The following is an 18,186-nucleotide window of genomic DNA, read 5'->3' as shown; positions in this document are numbered from 1 at the left end:
AAGGGGTGTAGATATGAGACCGTTACAAAAAGAAATTATTTCAGCTTTGAAAGTTCAGCCTGAAATTGATCCAGCTATTGAAGTAGAAAAAAGTGTGAAGCTTTTAAAAGATTATATGTTAGCCCACAAGGGTCTAACTAGTTATGTGCTTGGTATTAGTGGTGGACAAGACTCCACTCTAGCAGGTAGAATTGCTCAGTTAGCAATTGAAGGTTTACGTGAGGATACCGGTGATTCAAGTTATCAATTTATCGCCGTCCGTCTGCCTTATGGGGTTCAAGTAGACGAAGCAGATGCGCAAGCCGCATTAGGCTTTATTCAACCAGACCGGGTGATGACCGTGAATATTGCTGAAGCGAGTGACGCTATGCGTTCAGCGCTTGAAGCCAACGGGCTTGAAATCAGTGACTATAACAATGGGAATATTAAAGCACGTCAACGGATGATTGCCCAATATGCGATTGCTGGTCAAACAGCAGGAGCTGTCATTGGAACGGATCATGCAGCGGAGGCTGTCACTGGCTTTTATACTAAATTTGGTGATGGAGCGGCCGACATTGTACCTTTATGGCGGTTAACCAAGCAACAAGGGCGAGAGATGTTAGCCTATTTAAAGGCACCGAAAGGCTTGTATTTAAAAGTTCCAACGGCCGATTTAGAAGATAATAAGCCAATGCAGCCTGATGAAGTGGCTCTTGGTGTCAGTTATGAAGCAATTGATGCGTACTTAACAGGCCAGGATGTATCAGATAGCGAAGCAGAAACGATTGAAAACTGGTATTTAAAATCACAACATAAGCGACATTTGCCAATCACTCTTTTTGATGATTTTTGGTATAAATAGTCGGGAAGGAGGACTTCGTGAGTTTTCTAATGAGTAATGGGTCTGTTTTTTTAACGACGGCGCTTTTTTCAGCTGCGTTAACGTTTCTTTTAATAAAACTGCATCAAAGCAAACGAATGATTGTTATTGGAAAACACACAGTCCCGCCTTTGGGAGGTCTAGCTATCTTCATTAGTTTTTGGAGTGGCTTCTTTTATCTCTTTCCTACCTTGTTGTTTAATAGCAGTCAATGGATGCTGTTTATCGCATCGAGTGTCATTCTACTGACGGGGATAATCGATGACTTTGTTGTGTTGAAACCTTATCAGAAATCAATCGGCATTCTTCTTGCGGCTAATATTGTATATTTTATGGCTGATATTGAATTTTCTACGGCTTTATTGCCTGCGATTTCACCTGATGTATTCAATATTCTGTCCTATGTCTTAACGATTATGTGGATTTACTTTGTCACAAATGCGATTAACTTATTGGATGGTTTGGACGGTTTAGCCAGTAGTGTTTCGATTGTCAGTTTATTAACACTCGCAATCACGACCTACTTTTTCAGTCTGTCGATTCGAATCGCTTTTTTGACGATGTTAGTATTGCTCGCAGCAGCGATGTTAGGCTTTTTACCTTTTAACTGGTATAAGGCAAAGATTTACTTAGGAGATACGGGCGCTTTGTTTATCGGCTTTATGTATGCCACCTTGACCGTAACTAACTTGAAGAATGCGTCGTTTTTCTCTATGATTGTGCCAATCATTTTATACATCGTGCCACTTTTTGATACGTCTTATGCTATCTTTAGACGATTGATGACTGGCCGTTCGATGATTGAACGTGATGAAGATCATGTGCATCATCGTTTATTGCGATTGGGAATGAGCGAACCGCGTGTTGTGATTATTATGTTAGGTGTCACTTCGATATTTTCAACATTAGCTATCCTCTCACATGCGTATCCTCATTGGAGGAATTACATTCTTGGCCTCGCCATTGTGATTGTTATTTTAATGTTTATCACCATGATCAGATTATCAGATACTCCTAAAAAATAGGGTGTCTGATTTTTTTTTGTTCATATTCAGTTTGTTTACATCTGATACATTATTATTACGAAATTAAAAGTAAGGATGGAGTAAAATGAAAACAGCGATTGTGGTGGATAGTACAGCGAGTTTATCAGAAGATTTAAAGAATCATCCTGATATTTATCAAGTGGATTTACTTGTAACCTATTCAAATGGTGAAGTCATCAAGGACACAACACAACCCGCGGTGTTGCAGGCGTTTTATGAAAGAATGATACATGATAAGGAGCTGCCTAAGACGTCACAGCCGGAGCCGATTCACCTTTATCGAGTGATGGAGATTATTATTGAAAAAGGCTATGATTCAGTTTTCTGTATTCATTTATCAGATAAAATTAGCGGGACCTTTAAAACGAGTCGCATGATTACCAATGAATTCCTTGATGCAATCAACGTATATATGGTGGATTCAAAAGGAACGTCTTTCATTATCGAAAGTATGGTAAAACAAGCATTAACAATGATTGACGCGGGAGTAGAAAGCGAAGAGATTCAAAGCCAATTAGAATGGGTGGCTGATTGTGCAAAGATTTATGTCATGTTTGAAACATTAAGCAATCTTGTCAAAGGCGGTCGTATTGGAACAATCAGTGGGTTTTTAGGCAGTGCGCTTAAAATTAAACCGACTGTTTATTTCGACGAAGGCGAAGTGAAAGTGTTCGAGAAGGTTAGAACGACGAAGCGAGTTGTCAAACGGTGGCAAGAATTAGTGCGAGAAGCGGTAAAAGAGTATCCAGACGGTATCGAAATAGTGTTTGCCCATGGTGATGCTGAAGAAGAGATTCTATCGATCAAAGCAATTATTCAGGCTGAATTCCCTGGAATTTCCTATCGAGTAGGTTATTTAACACCAGTATTGGGCGTACATGGTGGGAAAGGTTGTAAAGGGCTGGGAATCATACCATTAGCCAAGCGCTATAAGGAAATCATTGACCCGGCTTCTTAAGATAAAATCAACCAGTAGTAAGCTTCCTACTGGTTGATTTATCATCATAAATAAGTTGGTTAAACTGGGATGTCGACGGTCTCTTGGCCCAATTCAATCCATTCGATTTGTCCACTGAAGCGATTCGTCACTTCTTTATGGACCTCTTCGGTTGCCTCTAGATTGATTGCTAAAGTAAACGTCACAGAATCAGTGTACTGTGTATCATGTAGTGTGACGGGGTGCTTTGTCTGACTTAAAAAGTAAGTAAAACTATCCATTTGATCATAGCGTAATTCAAGTGCTACCATCATTTGGTCAATATTCTTAATTATTTGTGCTTCTTTTAGGGCTTCACTGACGGCATTACTATAAGCGCGTATTAAACCGCCACTGCCTAATTTAATTCCACCAAAATATCTGACAACAATGGCCATCATAAAGGTTAAGTTCTCTTGCTTTAAGACTTCAAGCATCGGAACACCGGCAGTGCCTGCAGGTTCTCCGTCATCACTCATTCGTTGAATCATTGAATCTTCGCCAAGGATAAAGGCTTGGCAATGATGTGTCGCTTTATAGTGCTCTTTACGAATCGCAGCGAGATGCTCTTGAAATTCTTCTTCGCTTCGAATGGGAAATAAATAGGTAATGAAGCGCGATTTTTTGATATCAATTTCATGAATAATCGGGTCTTGAATACTGTAATAATTTACCATAGTCGCTCACTTTCTTTCTCTTTCATTTCATTGTAGCATGCTTTAGTGACAATTTCATCGTCATTAGGTTCGCCAATCGAGTATAATAGCTGATAGAGAAAATGTTTAAAAGGAGCAAACCATGACAAAGAGAAAAGTGATTATTGACACAGATCCAGGAATCGATGATGCACTCGCCATTATGGCGGCATTGCAACATCCAGACTTAGATGTGTTAGGTTTAACTTCAGTAGCAGGAAATAAAGGGATTCATTTTACAACAGATAATGCCGCTCGTTTATTAACCTTATTTGAAAGTGACATCAAGGTGTATCGAGGGGCGACAAATGATTACTTGTCCCTAAAAGCAGGTAAAGGTGAGCGAGCGGATGAAGCAGGTTTTGTTCATGGTGCAAGTGGACTTGGTTCGGTCGAATTGCCAATTGATCCTGTTGTTTATGGAGAGAGAGGGGCGATTGATTTTATTTTAGAAACAATCAAAGCCTATCCAGGAGAAGTAGATATTATTGCATTAGGCCCAGTGACTAATTTAGCTTTATGTCTTGAGAAAGACTTAGAGACCATGAAACAAGTTCGCACAATTCATAGTATGGGCGGTGGTGTTCACCGTGGAAATCGCTCACCCGTTGCAGAATTTAATTATTGGTTCGATCCAACGGCCGTTGATATGTTATATACTCAACTAGGACCGCATGTTCCGATTTGGATGATTGGTTTAGATGTCACCCATCAAGGAATTACAGACTTAAATGATTTAACCTTTATGAAAATGGCCGGTGGTGAATTAGGCGAACTTATTTTTGAAATGATGCAATTTTATGTGAATACTTACTGGCATCAAAATGGCTATATGGGTGCAGTTGTCCATGATTTAATGGCGGTGATTGGTTACATTTACCCTGAAATGTATCAAGAGATTCATCATGCTAACTTACGATGTGTTAATGATAGTGTACTGGCAAAAGGTCAGTGTATTGTCGATTTACATAATCAATTTAATTGGGAAAAAAATGCTTATATCCCAATGTCAGCAAATATTAGATTCTATAAAGAAAAAATTATGGCCGTCTTATTTGGTGAGGAAGTAGCCGAAGATTATAAGAAACGTGTAAAATCAATGAGTTAGCAAGACATTTGCTGAAGAGTTTGCTATAATTTGGCTATTCCTATTTTTTTATTATTTATTATTCTGAAAGGAAATTATCATGAGAACAGCAATTATTGTAGATAGCACTGCCTATCTAAGTGGTAAAACTGCTCAGCATCCTGATGTTTATCGCGTCGACTTAACCGTGAACTACAGCGACAACTCTATTGGGATGGATGTACAAGATTTAAACGATCAGAAAGAATTTTATTGTCGTTTACAAACTGAGCAAACTCTGCCAACTACTTCACAACCTACACCGGGTGATTATTACAAGGTGATGGATGAGATAGTTGCTCAGGGATATGAGGCTGTCTTTAGTATCCATTTATCCTCTGCTATCAGTGGGACGTTTCAAACGGCTCAGATGGTAACGAGTGAATATGCGGATCGCATTAAAGTCTTCTGTATCGATTCCAAGGCAGCGTCAGTCGTCATGGAGAGTCTAGTTGAACAAGCTTTTACACTACTAGAGGCTGGTTTAACATATGAGGAAGTCCAAGAAAAACTACAGTGGGTTGCAGAAAACACACGTATTTTCTTGATGGTAGAAGATTTGAACAACCTCGTAAAAGGTGGTCGACTCAATGCAGCGGGTGCTTTAGTGGGAAGTTTATTAAAGATTCGGCCAATATTGTTTTTCGACGGCGATGGAAAAATTGTAGTCTTCGAAAAAATTCGTACGAACAAAAAGGTCTATCAACGTTGGCTTGAGCTTGCGAAAGAGCGACGTGAATTATTTCCGAATGGTATTCAAGTTTCCTTTGCGCATTCAAACGCCTTAGAAGAAACTGAAAAAGTTCGCGACATGTTTAAAAAAGATTTACCAGACATTTCATATCATATTTCTGGACTTGGCCCAGTGGTCGGTACTCATACAGGGGCTGGAACCAAAGGCTGTGCCATTATTCCAATTGCAGCATCCTAATGCTATTATATTATTTTATTCAAGCCGCTTTTGCGGCTTTTTTTGTTTGCCCATGTTGGTCAAACTTTAATGGGCAAATATAAAGACTTATATAACATTGATTTTCTCGGGAAAGATAATAAATGTCATCATGAAGCCGTCCTCTGATCTTTAAAAACGACCCGAATGTTTAGTAAAATATGTCACGAAAAGAACACCTTCAAATGATCGATTGAATAATGTATAATAGAGTCAGTGATGAATGGGAGTGACTATGATGGAAGAAAACCCTCATATTATGCCTCGATTTAATCCAGAGGAAGGATTAGAGTTTGGGCTTTATACGTTAGGTGAGCATGTACCTAACCCCTATACGGGTAAAAAGGCGTCGGCTCAAGAGAGAATTAAAAATATTATTGAAATGGCTGAATTGGCTGAACAAGCAGGGATGGCTATTTTTCAATTAGGTGAATCTCACCAAGAGCATTTCGTCTCGCAGTCGCACTTCATTATTTTAGCGGCGATTGCCCAGGCGACGTCTCGCATAAAGTTAGGTAGTTCCGCGACGATTATTAGTACCTTGGATCCGCTCAGAGCTTTCGAGGATGCTGCAACAATTGATTTATTATCCGATGGACGAATGGAGCTAGTGGCTGGGCGAGCGTCACGCACAGGCCTGTATGATTTATTAGGTTACAATAAAGAGGATTACGAAGAGTTATTCGAAGAGAAATTCGAGTTGCTACTTCGTATCAATGAAAATGAAAAAGTTAATTGGTCGGGTAAATTTCGGCCACCTTTGAAAGAAGCACAAGTACTACCGCGTCCTAATCGTCCCGAAAAAGGTTTGCCGATTTGGCGAGCGGTTGGTAATTCACTTGCTTCAGCTCAGAAGGCTGGGAGTTTTGGTGTGCCGATGTACCAAGCACATTTAGGTGGAGCAGCTTCTGTCTACCAGAATCGGATGAATAAATTTAGGCAAGCAGCAAATGAAGCGGGTTATGATGCGAATGCAATTCCTATTACAACGGCAGGCTTCTTTTATGTTCGCGAGAATAAACTAGATGCTTACCGAGAATATTACCCTCATATTAATGAAGGTATGAAATTGACTAACGGTTATGGCTTTTCCAAACGTGCCTTTGCCCAGGGGCAGGATGTACGTAGTATCGTTAATGTGGGCGATCCAGAATTAGTAATCGAAAAAATACTATATCAGCACGAATTGTTCAATCACCAACGGTATGTCGCTCAAATTGATTCGGGCGGTGTCAGTATGGATGATATTAAACGGACGATTGATATTATAGGGAATAAAATATTGCCTAAAATTAAACAATATACAAAAGATAAATGAGGAGCAAATTAAGTGAAAATACTTGTACTATCAGCTTCTAATGTTGGCAGTAAAACTGGCATTGCAACCAAAGAAGCCTATCGACTATTAGAAAAAAATTATCCAGAACATGAATTAAGTTACATTAATCTAAAAGATAAAGAATTAGTGTTTAGTGATGGGCGTCATTATTTAGATTATCACGGTGATACAGCCGAAGTAACTCAAGCAGTGATGGCGACAGATGTCCTAATGTTAGGCTCACCGATTTTTCAAGCTTCGATTCCAGGTGTCTTGAAAAATTTATTTGATTTATTGCCTCAGAACGCTTTGCGTGATAAAACAGTCAGTATGATTATAACGGCTGGTTCGGATAAACACTTCTTAGTTGCTGAACAACAACTCAAACCGATTCTGAGCTATATGAAGGCGAATGTTCTACAAACCTATGCCTTTATTCGTGACGTTGATTACGGCTTGGAAGGCATTGAAAATGATGATGTCTTCTTCCGTTTAGAAAGCTTAGTGTCAGACACAGTCATGTTAGGAGAAACTTACCTACAGGTTTTACAAGCAAAAGAAGCCCTATTTGGCTTTTAATGGGATTGATAAGCAGTTTTTAGAAGGAGGGTAAAAATGAAAGACAAGCAGTTGGAAGAAGTGCAGGCAACTGATTTATTAGCAACAAAAAAACTAGAGTCAAACCAACGATCTTTTGACAAAGCGACTGACAAAATAAGTGACAAAGCAGCGAGTCAAACTGTCAAGCCGATAACGAATTTAGTTAGTTTTGGCGATGCGGGTGCAGCCTGTCAATTTGTAGATGGAAAAATTATTTGTGACTAAAAGTAAAAACACTCCTAGCTAGTCAATTGGACTAGTTAGGAGTATTTTTGTTTATTAATTAAACAAGTTTACCAGGATTCAATCTGTTTTCAGGATCAAATGTTAATTTTATTTGTTTCAAATAATGACGATAACTCTCGTCAAAGACTTGGTCAAAATAAGGTTTTTTTGTCAAACCGATACCGTGTTCAGCTGAAGGTAAGCCACCAATATCATGAACATATTGATACAATTCTGAGAGGATTTGATGACGCTTAGTTGCCCATTCGTCATCGCTTAGCTCGCCTCGCAAGATACACGAATGAATATTACCGTCACCCGCATGACCGAAACTAACAAAGCGTAAACCACTCTTAGCTTCAACATCTTTTGTATAAGCGAATAATGTCGCAATTTTATTAGTTGGCACTGATAAATCTAAGGGTTCATTTTCTGACAATTCAACGACCGCCGTCAAAATACTGTCGCGTAATCTCCAAGCAGTCACCGTATCTTGTTCATCTAGTAAGAGGATTTCATCCGGGTGGTGATGGTCAATAACCGTTTGTAGGCGACTAATTTCTGCAGAAATTGCCTCTGCAGATGACCCGTCGAATGTCATTAATAGATAGGCTTGACCCTTTTGACTTGGGAACGGGGTTGCTAACATCTGTTCGCTAAGTGAAATAGCCTCGCGTTCGAAAAATTCACAAGCAGTAATGTCCAAACCAGCTCTCATAATCGAAATAACCGCCTCACAAGCAGCAGTTAAGGTAGGAAAAGCGGCAATCACTGATTGATTAATTAGTGGTAATGGAATCACTTTTAACTCGATACGAGTGGTCAAACCTAAAGTGCCTTCGCTTCCGATAAATAATTGTTTCAGGTTATAGCCAGAGCTGTTCTTTATGGCGATACTGCCTAACTCTAAGACTTCTCCAGAAATTAAGACAACTTCCATACGGCGTACATAATCACGTGTCGTTCCATATTTAACTGCTCGCATACCACCCGCGTTCGTTGAAACGTTGCCCCCAATTGTAGAGTGTTTAGAAGCTGGATCAGGTGGGTAGAAAAAACCTCTCTTTTGAACATATTTTTGAACTTCGCCAATGGTAATGCCTGGTTCAACGCTTAAGGTTAATGTGTCTAAATCAAAATCAAGAATGCGATTCATTCGACTGAAATCAACCAATAGCTCCCCTTCGTGTGCTTGTGTCGCATGTGCTAACCCAGAGTTGGCGCCGGAAGGAATCACAATTAATTGATTTTCTTTAGCGTAATGCATTAAAGCAACGACTTCATCGCGTGTTAGCGGATAGGCTAAGGCATGCAGTTGATGAGCATGTGGCTGCTTTTGGGACACATAGTCACTGGGTATGTCGCTGCCTATAAAGAGTCTGTCGGTATCTTGGATAATTTCTTTTAAATTCACATTTTACACTCCATTCTTGTGGTTTTCTTTGGTTAAAATCAGTATAACAGAATCTTCTGAAAATACCTTTTAAGACCTTTCATAAAACATAAGAAAATTTTATAAACTAAAAAAGCATATTTCGCCCTGAAATGTGTATTTATAAATAAAGGCACGATTCATTATGATTTGAAAGGTGGTAAACTGTTGATGAATATTATGGAAAGTAGTGAAAAAAGGGTGAAAGAAAAAGAGGAAGGGATAGAAGTGGCTAAATCACTGTTATGGGGACGCTTGATTACCTACCATGAAATGGTGTCTACCTTGAGACAGCATGGTTTGGAGAGTTGTCTGGAGGCGTTATTGGATAGTGTAGAGAAGTTACCTGCAGTCGAAGGGCCAGGATTTACTTGTAATCGATGTAATAACCAAACGCTGTCAGATTTTTCTGAATTACCTACTCTAGAAGAACAAGCAACAACCGTCTATTGTCTCAATTGTTTAAATATGGGGAGGATTATACAAGGGGATCAGTTATACTTTCTTCCTAGTCCCCCTATCAAACAACAGTCGTTTGACAAACCTTTACTTACTTGGAAAGGACAGCTGTCGCCAGAGCAAAACCGAGCGGCTGCAGATTTAATCGCTAGTCTAGAAGAGATAGACAAACCTCATAGTATCATAGCAGTCACGGGGGCAGGGAAAACGGAGATGATTTTCCCTGTGATTCAACAGGTGCTTTTACAAGGTGGGCGTGTCGCGATTGCATCACCAAGGATAGATGTTTGTCTTGAACTTTTCCCGCGTTTACAAAGAGCCTTTCAATCAGTAGATATGACTTTGCTATATGGTGGCACTGAAGAGGCCTATCGTTATACTTCACTTGTCATCAGTACGACTCACCAACTTCTACGCTTTAAAGAAGCCTTTGATTTGTTAATCGTTGATGAAGTGGATGCCTTTCCTTATGCCGGAGATGATAGTCTGCACTTTGCTGTCAAACGTGCAGTGAAAACTCAAGGGAAGTTAGTCTATTTGACAGCCACTCCTGACAAAACATTAAATAAAGCCATTGAAGCTGATGAAATGACACAGACATTATTGCCTGCTCGTTATCACGGCTATCCTTTACCAGAACCGAGTTTTTATTGGGTTGGTGATTGGCGTCGTAGTATTCACCAAAGGCAACAATCATCAAGGCTGTGGCAATTCTTATTGAAGTTTAGTCAATTAACTGGAGTAAAACTGATTTTCCTTCCGAATATTCATTTGGCAGAGCTGTTATTTCAGTGGCTAGACAGTGAGTTAACATTCGTAAAAGCTGCCTGTGTCCACTCGAAAGATCCGATGAGAAAACAGAAAGTACAAATGGTTCGCGATGGAGACATTGAATTGCTTCTTTCCACGACAATTTTAGAAAGAGGCGTTACTTTTACCAATTGCCAAGTATGTATACTGGGAGCTGAAAGTCGCTTATTCACGACGGCTGCTTTAGTACAAATGAGTGGCCGAGTAGGGCGTAAACAAGATTTCCCTAGCGGCGAGCTAGTCTATGCTCATCAAGGGGTTAGTTGGGCGATGAAACAGGCAGAAAAACAAATTTTACAAATGAATTTAGAAGCGAGAGAGCGAGGCTTGGTCATAGGATGAGTCAGTGTAAAAATTGTGTGTGGTGTAATATAGCCCTCAAGCGAGACTTAACGTGGCAACAAATTTTTCGTTTTCAACCACTTAGTTTTGATTGTTTATGCGCTGTTTGTCGTGGGTTATTTATTGCCTACCAACGACCAGAAGTGTCCTGTCAAACGTGTGGACGAGCAGTTGAATTATGCCGAGACGCTTGGGATAGGGTGATTTCGCATGAGACTAATTTTCATTATGGTTTTGAAGTGGTTGGTGTAATCGAAGGAGTCGACTCACAAAAGACACTCTGTTTTGACTGCATTCGATGGCTACAACGTTATCCGCTAGAATTATTAATCCACGACGCAGTGTTAGAGTATAATGAAGACTTTCGTGAATGGTTATATCGCTATAAATATCGAGGAGACTATCGCTTAAGGCAAATAGTCGTGAATCCATTAAAGGCCGCCTACCAACAATATAAAGACTACCAATGGCTAGTATTACCAAGTTCCCCTAACAGTTTACGAGAACGTCGCTTTCATGCAACTGCTGGACTTTTAGAAGCAGCAGAGATTCCTTTTCTAAATCCTTTTACTTATATCGGAGATGGTCGAAAACAGGCCCAAAAAAATCGTTTAGAACGAATTAATTTACTTCCCCCTTTTGAAATAAGGCGTGAAACTTTTGAAAAATTATCAAGAAAATTACTGATTTTTGATGATGTTTATACAACAGGAGCCACACTAATTTCGGCGAAACATATTTTGTCAGAAAAAAATCAAGAAATTGACACAACTACCGATAAATTAACGATTATAAGCCTAAGTTTAGCGAGGGATAGTCAAGTTATTGCTCGGCAAAATTAAAATTAAATGAGAAGAAATGAAAATAAACAAGTGTTTGCGTTTTCAATTTTGTCCTATTATGTTATAATTATAAAAAGCGAAGCAATCTAGCTTTTTTACACTAACAGTACAAAACTAAGCAAACATTATCGTGTATTGTTTAGAGTCGCTTGATTGAGTGTTGAAAGCATAACTCTTTTCCATAAACATAATGCTAATTAGTTTTAACCGTTAGAAAATATATGTGAAATGAGGGATTAGGATGTTTAATTATAACGTTCGAGGAGAAAATATTGAAGTTACAAAGGCTATTCGAGACTACGCGGAAAAAAAGGTCGCTAAACTAGAGCGCTTTTTCACAGATGTTCCCGATGCAACTGCTTATGTTAACTTAAAAGTTTATCCCGATAAAACAGCAAAAGCAGAAGTAACTATTCCGCTATCATTCTTAGTATTACGAGCAGAGGAAACGACACCGGATTTATACGCAAGTATTGATTTTGTGGTGGATAAGTTAGAACGACAAGTTCGTAAATATAAAACTAAAATTAACCGCAAGTCTAGAGAAAAAGGCTTTGACGGGATTAAGCAAGCAGATGTAGCTGACGACGCACTGACTTCTTCAGATAATTCAGGAGAAGAGCCAGAGTTGGAAATTGTTCGTTCAAAACGAATTGATTTAAAACCAATGGATAGCGAAGAAGCAGTCTTACAAATGAATATGTTAGGTCACGACTTCTTCATCTATACAGATGCAGAAACAATGGAAATTAGTATTGTTTATCGTCGTAAAGATGGCCGTTATGGCTTGATCGAAACATCTTCACTATAAATTTAATTAGTTTTTAATTATACGCTAGTTACTCAATACATTTTTATTGAGTAACTAGCGTTTTCAATTTCGGTATTTATTCTCTTCAAATATTGATAATTCTATTAAAAGAAGCTAAATAATGTTTCATTTTTGCGGTTTATCATGGTAAACTACAATAGTGAATGATTTTTAAACATAACAAAAACTATATGTTTAGCGATTAATATTGATAAGATATACTAAAGGAGCAAAGTAATGGCTAATTTTCTAAAGAATATATTCGAAAATGACAAAGCAGAATTAAAGCGTACGAGTAAGCTTGCCGATCAAGTAATGGCATTAGAGTCTGAATATGCTGCTCTGTCAGATGAACAATTACGTGCAAAAACGACTGATTTTAGAGATCGTTTAAGCAAAGGTGCTACACTAGAAGACATTCAAATTGAAGCATTCGCGACTGTTCGTGAAGCTGCTAAACGTGTATTAGGATTATTCCCATATAAAGTTCAAATCCAAGGTGGCTTTGTTATCCATAATGGTGATATTGCTGAAATGAAGACTGGTGAAGGTAAGACGCTTACAGCAACCTTACCTGTCTATTTGAATGCTTTATCAGGAAAAGGAGTGCATGTTGTCACGGTCAACGAATACTTAGCGACTCGTGACTCCAAAGAGATGGGTGAAGTCTACCGTTTCTTAGGTTTATCAGTTGGTTTAAACTTAAATAGTATGAACGCTACTGAAAAACGCGAAGCATATAACTGTGATGTCACTTATAGTACGAATAACGAATTAGGATTCGACTACTTACGTGATAACATGGTCGTATACAAAAAACAAATGGTTCAACGTAACTTAAACTTTGCGGTTGTTGATGAGGTTGACTCGATTTTAATCGACGAGGCTCGTACACCACTGATTATTTCAGGACAAGGTGAAAAATCAACAGCATTATATACTCGCGCAGATTATTTTGCAAAAGGTTTACGCAAGGATGAAGATTATACAATTGACTTAACATCAAAAACAATTGTATTAACTGATACAGGTGTAGATAAGGCTGAGAAGGTATTCCGTCTATCAAACTTATATGACATTGATAACTCTTCTCTGGTTCATCATATCGATCAAGCCTTGCGTGCAAATTATATTATGTTGCATGACATAGACTACGTTGTGGATGAAGGGAAAGTTAAAATTGTCGATGGTTTTACGGGTCGTATTATGGAAGGACGTCGTTACTCTGACGGTCTACACCAAGCGATTGAAGCAAAGGAAGCTGTCGCAATTGAAGATGAATCTAAAACAATGGCAACGATCACTTTCCAAAACTACTTCCGTATGTACTCAAAATTGTCAGGAATGACAGGAACGGCGAAGACTGAGGAAGAAGAGTTCCGTGAAATTTACAATATGAACGTTACGTCTATTCCAACGAATAGACCCGTTGTTCGTGATGATGCGCCTGATTTGTTGTATCCAAACCTAAAGTCTAAATTTAGAGCAGTCGTAACCGACATTAAAGAACGTCATGCTAAAGGGCAACCTGTACTGGTTGGTACTGTAGCAGTAGAAACGTCTGAATACTTATCTAAGTTATTAAACCAAGCGGGTATTCCTCACGAAGTCTTGAACGCTAAAAACCACTTTAAAGAAGCAGAAATTATTATGCAAGCTGGTCAACGTGGAGCGGTTACCATTGCAACAAACATGGCTGGTCGTGGAACGGATATTAAATTAGGTAGTGGAGTCATTGAAGCCGGCGGTTTAGCTGTATTAGGTACTGAGCGTCATGAATCACGCCGTATTGATAACCAATTACGTGGACGTGCTGGGCGTCAAGGTGACCCAGGAGCTTCACAATTCTACTTATCTTTAGAAGACGACTTAATGAGACGTTTCGGTTCTGATCGTATCCAAGCTATCTGGCAAAAATTAAACATGGATGACGAAGCGGATGACATGGCTATTCAAAGTGGGATGTTATCTAAGCAAGTTGAATCCGCTCAAAAACGTGTGGAAGGTAACAACTACGATACACGGAAAAACGTTCTTGAGTATGACGAAGTGATGCGTGAACAACGTGAGGTCATCTATGGGCAACGTATGGAAGTTATTCAATCAGAAGGCGGTTTAACACCATATGTTAAAAGCATGGTTAAACGTACGATTGAAAGACAAGTAGCGATTGCTACTGAAGGTGAGAAGAAAAACTGGAAATTAGCTAGCTTACTAGATTTTGCTCATGCAGCTTTGCTATCACCAGAAAGTATCACTATGAATGATTTAGAAGGTAAATCTTCAGCTGACTTAGTGAACTTCTTATATTCTAAATCTGAAACTGCTTATGATGCAAAAATTGCTGAACTTAACGGTCCAGATCAAGTAGCAGAATTTGAAAAAGTAATTATCTTACGTGTGGTTGATTCTAAGTGGACAGATCATATTGATATGATGGATCACTTACGTCAAGGTGTTGGCTTGCGTGCTTATGCTCAAACGAACCCATTAACTGAGTATCAAACAGAAGGTTACGATCGTTTCCAAGAAATGATTGCAGCCATCGAATATGACATTACACGCTATGTGATGAAAGCTCAAATTCGTCAAAACTTGGAAAGAGAGCAAGTGAACACGACAGTCGTTAAAGGTCGTCCTGGCTCGCTACCAACGCAAGTAAGAAAAACAACAACTAACTAGTTTTATAAACTGTCGAAGAACCGTATGCAGATGCTACGGTTTTTCCTGTTCTTATCCTCATTTTAGTGAGAAAATAAGAGTAGAATATTAGGTGAATTTACACGTAAACTTTTCAAGCTGAGGAGCTGATTAAATGGAATTATATGAAATAAAACAATTTATTGATTCTGCTAACCAATCGTTATCAAGTTTTAGGGGGTCTCTTTGACTTAGAACAACTCGAGTCAGATATAGCAGCCTATGAAGATCAAATGACTGCGAGCGATTTTTGGGATGACAATGAAAAAGCCCAAAAAGTCATTGCACAATTGAATGTAGCAAAAGACTCTTATCAAACAATTAATGATTTACAAAGCCAATTAGAAGAGATTGAGATGGCTTTAGAATTATATGAAGAATCTCAAGATGCTGATTTATTCACTGAGGCCGCTGAGCAATCGCAAGTTTTAAGAGCGAAAATCAATGATTATGAGATGAAAATGTTATTGTCTAATCCACTTGATGGCAACAATGCCGTTCTAGAAATCCATCCAGGAGCTGGAGGAACAGAATCTCAAGATTGGGGCAGTATGTTGTTACGGATGTACCAACGTTATGCTGAAAAACAAGGCTATAAGGTGAATATACTCGATTATCAAGATGGTGAGGAAGCAGGGATCAAGAGTGTGACCTTAGAAATAGAAGGTCATAATGCTTACGGTTATTTGAAATCCGAAAAGGGTGTTCATCGTTTAGTGAGAATCTCGCCATTTGATTCTAATAGCCGTCGTCATACATCGTTTTGTTCGATTGAGGTGACGCCAATGTTAGATGATAGCATTGAGATAGAAATTAATCCGGATGATCTACGTATTGATACTTACCGTGCGAGTGGTGCAGGAGGACAGCACGTTAACAAAACGTCCTCTGCCATCCGAATTACACATATTCCAACGGGCCTAGTGACTCAAAGTCAGTCCCAGCGATCACAGTTCCAAAACCGAGATTTAGCGATGAACATGTTGAAAGCAAAGTTATATCAACGCGAAGAAGAATTAAAGGCGCAAGAAATGGCAGCCATTAAAGGTGAGCAAAAAGAAATCGCTTGGGGTTCACAGATTAGATCATATGTTTTTCATCCATACTCAATGGTTAAAGATCACCGTACAGATTTTGAAGTAGGTAATACACAAGCGGTGATGGACGGCGAGTTGACCGGATTTATCGATGCCTATCTAAAATGGTCGCTTGTCGATAACGATTAAGTGATTACAATTGTAAGAATTCGTTAATCTACTGTTATTCGTTTGTGATAAGTTCACGGTCGAAACATGATATGGTATGATAGTGGCACTAAACAGAAGCGATAGAAAGTGAGACAAAAATGATTCAATTAACGAATGTAAGCAAGCAATATGATAATGGTATTGTTGCGGTTAATGACATAACTCTACGAATCGAACAGGGAGAGTTTGTTTATGTGATTGGACCAAGTGGTTCGGGTAAATCAACGTTTATGAAATTACTCAATCGAGAAGTAATAGCAACTGCAGGAAAAATGGTTGTCGGTAAGTTTAATGTTAGTAAAATTAAAAAGAAACAACTACCTTTTTTACGTCGGGATGTGGGGGTAGTTTTTCAAGATTTTAAACTATTACCCAATTTAACTGCTTTTGAAAATATTGCCTATGCACTAGAAGTGACTGGGGCAAGTGGTAAAGAGATTAAACAACGCGTGAATGAAGTGCTGAATTTAATTGGTTTGAGCCATAAGGTTCACCAGTATCCCGATGAACTATCAGGTGGAGAGCAGCAAAGAATTGCAATTGCGCGAGCGATTGCTAATAAACCCAAAATATTAGTAGCAGATGAACCGACTGGAAACTTGGATCCGGATACTGCAATGGAGATTATGCAAATATTAGAAGATATCAACCAATCTGGTACAACGGTTATTATGGGAACTCATAACGATTATTTAGTGAATCAACGCAAGCATCGCGTTCTTCGCTTAGAACAGGGCCGTTTGATTAGTGATTTATATAAGGGGGATTATCGTGAAATTAATTAGAAATTTCTTTCGTCATATTCGCGATGCTTTCCGAAATCTCTTTAGAAATGGCTGGATGACAACTGCGTCGATTTTAGCGATGACTGTGACAATGTTTATGGTTGGTAGCTTGGTATTAGTTTTTTCAAATATTCAAAAGTTGACAACAGAAGTTGAACAAGAAATTCAGATTCGTGTCAACATTGATCCAGTAGCTAGCCAAGAAAACGAAGCGCTTCTAGAGGAGCGAATCGCTGCGATTGAAAATGTCGAAGAGGTTGTTTACCGTTCTAAAGAAGACGAGTTGGCTGAATATCAGGAAATAATTACCAATAACTTCGATGAATTAGAAGGGGACTCTAATCCATTAAATAATATGTATTTAGTGCATGTATCAGGGCCACAGAATATCGAATCAGTCGTTGAAGAAATCAATGCATTAGATTACGTATTAGTGGCTAACTTAGGCTCAATTGATTTGAGTGGTTTAATTAATGCGATTGAAGTGACGAGGTACGTTTTAGCGTTATTGGCTGCCGTGTTTGTGGTCATTGCCGTCCTTTTAATTTCTAATACGATTCGCTTGACCATTTATGCGCGTCAAACTGAAATAGAAATTATGCGTCTAGTAGGAGCCAAAAATAGTTTTATTCGTGCGCCATTTGTTTATGAAGGTGCCATAATCGGTATTGTCGGTTCAGGCTTTGCAATTGCTGTTTTATACGCAGTGTATCAAGGTTTACAAAGCGCGGCCGCCGAACTATTTGCAATTAATACGAGTTTTCTTATCCCCACCTTACCCTCTATTATTTATATCGGTTTGGGCATGGTCGCTTTGGGCATGGTGTTGGGCGTCGTTGGAGCGAGACGTTCCGTAAAATCATTATTAGTCAATTAAATAAAAAAGAAATGTTCGGTCAATTAGCAAAGTATCCTTCTTTTGCTGTTGGTCGAACTATTTTTGTTTATATCTTTGGAATAT

The 18,186-nt window shown here is 38.8% G+C and carries 17 protein-coding genes; 15 read left to right on the top strand and 2 right to left on the bottom strand.

Annotated elements, in window-relative coordinates:
* Positions 1-13: 13 nt before the first annotated feature.
* From nadE to ACTQ5J_RS11255, 3 genes are all read left to right on the top strand, one after another.
* On the top strand, positions 14-844 hold the full coding sequence (nadE, locus tag ACTQ5J_RS11265; RefSeq protein ID WP_441753037.1) for an ammonia-dependent NAD(+) synthetase: 831 nt from the start codon (positions 14-16) through the stop codon (positions 842-844).
* Positions 845-861: 17 nt separating this feature from the next.
* The gene (locus ACTQ5J_RS11260) at positions 862-1,887 is read left to right on the top strand and encodes an MraY family glycosyltransferase (RefSeq protein WP_441753036.1); all 1,026 of its coding nucleotides are present in this window, start codon (positions 862-864) and stop codon (positions 1,885-1,887) included.
* A gap of 85 nt (positions 1,888-1,972) precedes the next feature.
* Positions 1,973-2,866 (top strand): DegV family protein, encoded by an 894-nt coding sequence (locus tag ACTQ5J_RS11255; protein WP_441753034.1) that lies wholly within the window; start codon positions 1,973-1,975, stop codon positions 2,864-2,866.
* Positions 2,867-2,925: 59 nt separating this feature from the next.
* Here the strand turns inward: ACTQ5J_RS11255 and ACTQ5J_RS11250 are convergent, their stop codons facing one another.
* Positions 2,926-3,561 (bottom strand): YigZ family protein, encoded by a 636-nt coding sequence (locus ACTQ5J_RS11250; protein ID WP_441753033.1) that lies wholly within the window; start codon positions 3,559-3,561, stop codon positions 2,926-2,928.
* A gap of 121 nt (positions 3,562-3,682) precedes the next feature.
* Between ACTQ5J_RS11250 and ACTQ5J_RS11245 the strand changes: the two genes are divergently transcribed.
* From ACTQ5J_RS11245 to ACTQ5J_RS11225, 5 genes are all read left to right on the top strand, one after another.
* Entirely contained in the window at positions 3,683-4,687 is a 1,005-nt protein-coding gene (locus ACTQ5J_RS11245; RefSeq protein ID WP_441753031.1) for a nucleoside hydrolase, read from the top strand.
* Between the two features lie 79 nt (positions 4,688-4,766).
* On the top strand, positions 4,767-5,636 hold the full coding sequence (locus ACTQ5J_RS11240) for a DegV family protein (protein ID WP_441753030.1): 870 nt from the start codon (positions 4,767-4,769) through the stop codon (positions 5,634-5,636).
* 256 nt (positions 5,637-5,892) lie between these two features.
* The gene (locus ACTQ5J_RS11235) at positions 5,893-6,972 is read left to right on the top strand and encodes an LLM class flavin-dependent oxidoreductase (protein ID WP_441753028.1); all 1,080 of its coding nucleotides are present in this window, start codon (positions 5,893-5,895) and stop codon (positions 6,970-6,972) included.
* A 12-nt stretch (positions 6,973-6,984) separates the two neighbouring features.
* Entirely contained in the window at positions 6,985-7,551 is a 567-nt protein-coding gene (locus ACTQ5J_RS11230; RefSeq protein ID WP_441753026.1) for an NADPH-dependent FMN reductase, read from the top strand.
* Between the two features lie 36 nt (positions 7,552-7,587).
* Positions 7,588-7,797 (top strand): hypothetical protein, encoded by a 210-nt coding sequence (locus ACTQ5J_RS11225; RefSeq protein WP_441753024.1) that lies wholly within the window; start codon positions 7,588-7,590, stop codon positions 7,795-7,797.
* Positions 7,798-7,855: 58 nt separating this feature from the next.
* Here ACTQ5J_RS11225 and ACTQ5J_RS11220 read toward each other — a convergent pair whose 3' ends face one another.
* A complete protein-coding gene (locus ACTQ5J_RS11220) occupies positions 7,856-9,211 on the bottom strand; it encodes an FAD-binding oxidoreductase (RefSeq protein ID WP_441753023.1) in 1,356 nt (451 codons plus the stop codon).
* 189 nt (positions 9,212-9,400) lie between these two features.
* Between ACTQ5J_RS11220 and ACTQ5J_RS11215 the strand changes: the two genes are divergently transcribed.
* From ACTQ5J_RS11215 to ftsX, 7 genes are all read left to right on the top strand, one after another.
* Positions 9,401-10,840: a DEAD/DEAH box helicase gene (locus tag ACTQ5J_RS11215; RefSeq protein WP_441753172.1), complete on the top strand. Its 1,440-nt coding sequence runs from the start codon at positions 9,401-9,403 to the stop codon at positions 10,838-10,840.
* A 17-nt stretch (positions 10,841-10,857) separates the two neighbouring features.
* Entirely contained in the window at positions 10,858-11,682 is an 825-nt protein-coding gene (locus ACTQ5J_RS11210; RefSeq protein ID WP_441753022.1) for a ComF family protein, read from the top strand.
* A gap of 241 nt (positions 11,683-11,923) precedes the next feature.
* The gene (gene hpf / locus ACTQ5J_RS11205; RefSeq protein WP_441753020.1) at positions 11,924-12,493 is read left to right on the top strand and encodes a ribosome hibernation-promoting factor, HPF/YfiA family; all 570 of its coding nucleotides are present in this window, start codon (positions 11,924-11,926) and stop codon (positions 12,491-12,493) included.
* 237 nt (positions 12,494-12,730) lie between these two features.
* On the top strand, positions 12,731-15,175 hold the full coding sequence (gene secA, locus ACTQ5J_RS11200) for a preprotein translocase subunit SecA (RefSeq protein WP_441753018.1): 2,445 nt from the start codon (positions 12,731-12,733) through the stop codon (positions 15,173-15,175).
* Between the two features lie 133 nt (positions 15,176-15,308).
* Positions 15,309-16,419 (top strand): peptide chain release factor 2 gene (gene prfB / locus ACTQ5J_RS11195; RefSeq protein ID WP_441753017.1). Its coding sequence is split into 2 segments (ribosomal slippage): positions 15,309-15,380 and positions 15,382-16,419, totalling 1,110 coding nucleotides; the frame shifts between segments, so codons are not numbered across the junction.
* Between the two features lie 119 nt (positions 16,420-16,538).
* Positions 16,539-17,225, top strand: coding sequence for a cell division ATP-binding protein FtsE (gene ftsE / locus ACTQ5J_RS11190; protein WP_441753015.1), 687 nt, complete (start codon positions 16,539-16,541; stop codon positions 17,223-17,225).
* Entirely contained in the window at positions 17,212-18,102 is an 891-nt protein-coding gene (ftsX, locus tag ACTQ5J_RS11185) for a permease-like cell division protein FtsX (protein WP_441753013.1), read from the top strand. Before ftsE ends, ftsX begins: the two co-directional genes overlap by 14 nt.
* The last annotated feature ends 84 nt before the right edge of the window (positions 18,103-18,186 follow it).

The sequence above is a fragment of the Fundicoccus sp. Sow4_F4 genome (assembly GCF_052116145.1).
Taxonomy (GTDB): Bacteria; Bacillota; Bacilli; order Lactobacillales; family Aerococcaceae; genus Fundicoccus.
Note: the sequence above shows the minus strand (reverse complement) of the source record. Positions and strands in the feature narration are given on the sequence as shown.